General features: G+C 39.3%; 3 protein-coding genes. All 3 read right to left on the minus strand.

The annotated features are described in order from the left end of the window. Positions 1–1,479 (minus strand): IS66 family transposase (tnpC, locus tag LACPOB_RS0101415; RefSeq protein WP_017867057.1); only part of this gene is annotated, 1,479 nt, incomplete at its 3' end. A 134-nt stretch (positions 1,480–1,613) separates the two neighbouring features. Further along, complete coding sequence (gene tnpB / locus LACPOB_RS0101420; RefSeq protein ID WP_017867058.1) at positions 1,614–1,991, minus strand: IS66 family insertion sequence element accessory protein TnpB; 378 nt, start codon at positions 1,989–1,991, stop codon at positions 1,614–1,616. After that, entirely contained in the window at positions 1,978–2,160 is a 183-nt protein-coding gene (locus LACPOB_RS0101425; protein ID WP_017867059.1) for a hypothetical protein, read from the minus strand. The genes tnpB and LACPOB_RS0101425 overlap by 14 nt, the downstream gene beginning before the upstream one ends. Between the last annotated feature and the right edge of the window lie 516 nt (positions 2,161–2,676).

A 2,676-nucleotide genomic window follows, 5' to 3' on the forward strand; every position in this document is an offset into this window, starting at 1 on the left:
TGGAAAAGGCCCTAGCTGAGGAACTACAGTAAGGATTTTGGTTAAATATTTTTGCGGATCGAGGCCATTAGCTTTAGCACTTTCGATCAAAGTCAGCCAGATGGCATTCGCCTCAGCGCCTGCCACACTGGTACTGAATAAAAAGTTCTTGCGGTCAATGACTAACGATTTCACTGCTTGTTCACAGGTATTATTGGAAATATCGATCGCACCATACTCTAATAGTTTATCAATAGCTTCTTTTTGTCCTAGTGCGTATTTAATCGCTTTACCCAATAAGGACTTAGGCAGAGCTGCGCAAGCTGACAAGGACTGCCAAAACTGCTCGAACAAAGGTCTTAAGAATTCTTTCCTTCTGCTCATTCTAGCAGAAATGCTTAAACTGGCCCATTTCTTTTCTTGGTGAAAGATTTGATCAAGTATTTTTAGGGGAACTTTAGCGGTCTGACTGTATTTAGCTGCCTCAAAAAATTTACAGCGTACACGAGCTAAACAACCAACACGGTCGGCACAATCAACCTTTGGGTAAACCTGATACCCATCACATTGTAAAACACCAGTAAAGCCACCGTATAAGGAACGAGCCGATTTTTCGGAACGATCACGCCGATAGGCATAATAAATAGCTTGGAGTTTATCTTTTTGAATCGTGCGCTGGACCCACATCCGTGATTCAGCCGTAGGCTTTTTTCCAGGTTCACGCAAAACCTTGACCACAGTTTCATCACCTTGTAAGTAGGGACGTTGCAGTAGCTTTTTATGTAGGAGATCATACAATGATTTGAGCTTATCTGCCCCCTGAATGACCCAAGCGGCTAAAGTCGACTCACAAACATTCCACCCGAAACGATGCCAATCTTTTAATTGACGATAAAGAGGTGTCCCTAAAACGTATTTTTGATAAACAATATCTTCTAACAGAGTTGGTGTAGCCAAGCTATGCGGGAATAAAGGCGAAGATTTTTCCGCATTAAAGAAAGCTGTTTGACCATTATTATTTGCCAGACAGTCCGCACAATCACAGGCACAGGTTTCAACATATTCCTCGACCACCCATAATTCAGCAGCTTTATAGTGCAATTTTTTCTCCACAAATTTTTCTCCGACAATCTTAAGTGCTTGTCCAGAAGGACAAGCTGTTTCTTTGAGTCGTTTAACGTTTTTAACTGTCTCTAAGCCTTCTATTTGCTTTTGCCGCTTTTTCCGCCTCTTTGGTGATTTTTGGCTCTTTTCTTGAGAACTTTCTGTGCTTTGTTTGTCAGTGTGCTCTGACCAGGTAAAAACACTGTCATCATCCCAAAGTCTCAGCTGATTTTCAGCGACAGAAGTAGACTTTTCTGATTTAGTACCAAATAGTTTTGCCTGAAATGTTTTTAAGAGAGTTTCCAATTCAGCAATACGCTGTTCATTAGCTTTGTTTTGTTTACGGAGTTCTTCATTTTCAAGTGTTAACTTATCGATTGTTTTTTGTTGATCCATTTAACTTCACCATTTTCCGATCAGCAGTTCAGCTGATGTTTTCAAAAACTATCATAGCACGGCTTGAAAGAGATTACATCCATAGATTTAAAATTGTGGATAAGCAAAAAAGATCTAGTTTTCCACAGGGAAAACTAAATCACATTGTTCTTTTGGTGGGGTCTTAAATGTACCGGATCAAAGTCATGGATCGTCGCATCTATGGACCAGCCTTGTAGTAAACGGACTAATTGAGTAGGTCGAAGCTGCCGCATTTCAGCTTGATTCATCGGCCATTGAAGACGACCGTCTTCAAAACGTTTGTAAAGTAACAAAAAGCCATCTTTCTGCCACAGGAGTCCCTTAAAACGATCTTTGCGACTACCACAGAATAAAAATAAAGCACTCTGGTATGGATCTAAGTCGAATTGTTCGGTGATCACAGTAACCAAACCGTCGATTCCTTTACGAAGGTCAGTTTTCCCAGTTGCCAAATAAATTCGGTCGACCTGGGATAGATCAAGCATCGTCATGCGTAAACACCGCCTTCAAAAAAGCGTCCAGGATATAATTATTGATCCGGTTATAAATAACGACCGTTTTATTTTGATCTACCCGGAACTGCATGGCTTTTTGCGGTTTATAATCTCTGTTTTTAGGTGCGTCCACCTTAACTTGCACGAATTCTGGTCTATCTTCCAAAAAATTACCCCCTATCTAACTTAATGAGGTAATTGTATAATGATCAGCTTCTACTTGAAATCCGTCCAGTTGAACACTGCTTACATTTATTTCATCAATGCCACTTGATAAAGAACCAAAATAAGAACTGCGTTATACTGAGACTCTTTCATCTCATTATAATGCAGTTCTTGTATTTATTATTTATATATTGAATTGGTAGACTTTTCCATTAAGTTTGATACGTTTCCTTTGTATGATTACTTCACATAACTAAAAACATTAAAAGGAGAGCATATTTTATTAAAAATAACTTTATTCCACAGTCACCAATTAAATTAATTATAAAGGATAACAGCTTTTCTAGCTTTAAAAGCTATACGGAAATTTCAATATTAAATTAGCCACTTCCATATATCATTTATCACTTTAGTAGCTTAGGGCAGCTCTTTGGTGGGGAGAAAGACCTGAGCCGGGAGGCGAAGGCCTTTCTCCCCACCAAAGCTCACGTCAACTGCTGACCCTTTAACTTGCTTG

Source organism: Ligilactobacillus pobuzihii E100301 = KCTC 13174 (assembly GCF_000349725.1).
Lineage (GTDB): Bacteria > Bacillota > Bacilli > Lactobacillales > Lactobacillaceae > Ligilactobacillus > Ligilactobacillus pobuzihii.

What these genes read in the sequence shown, in the direction of transcription:
- tnpB (WP_017867058.1), bottom strand. Translation starts at nt 1,991, where the DNA reads ATGACGATGCTTGATCTATCCCAGGTCGACCGAATTTATTTGGCAACT.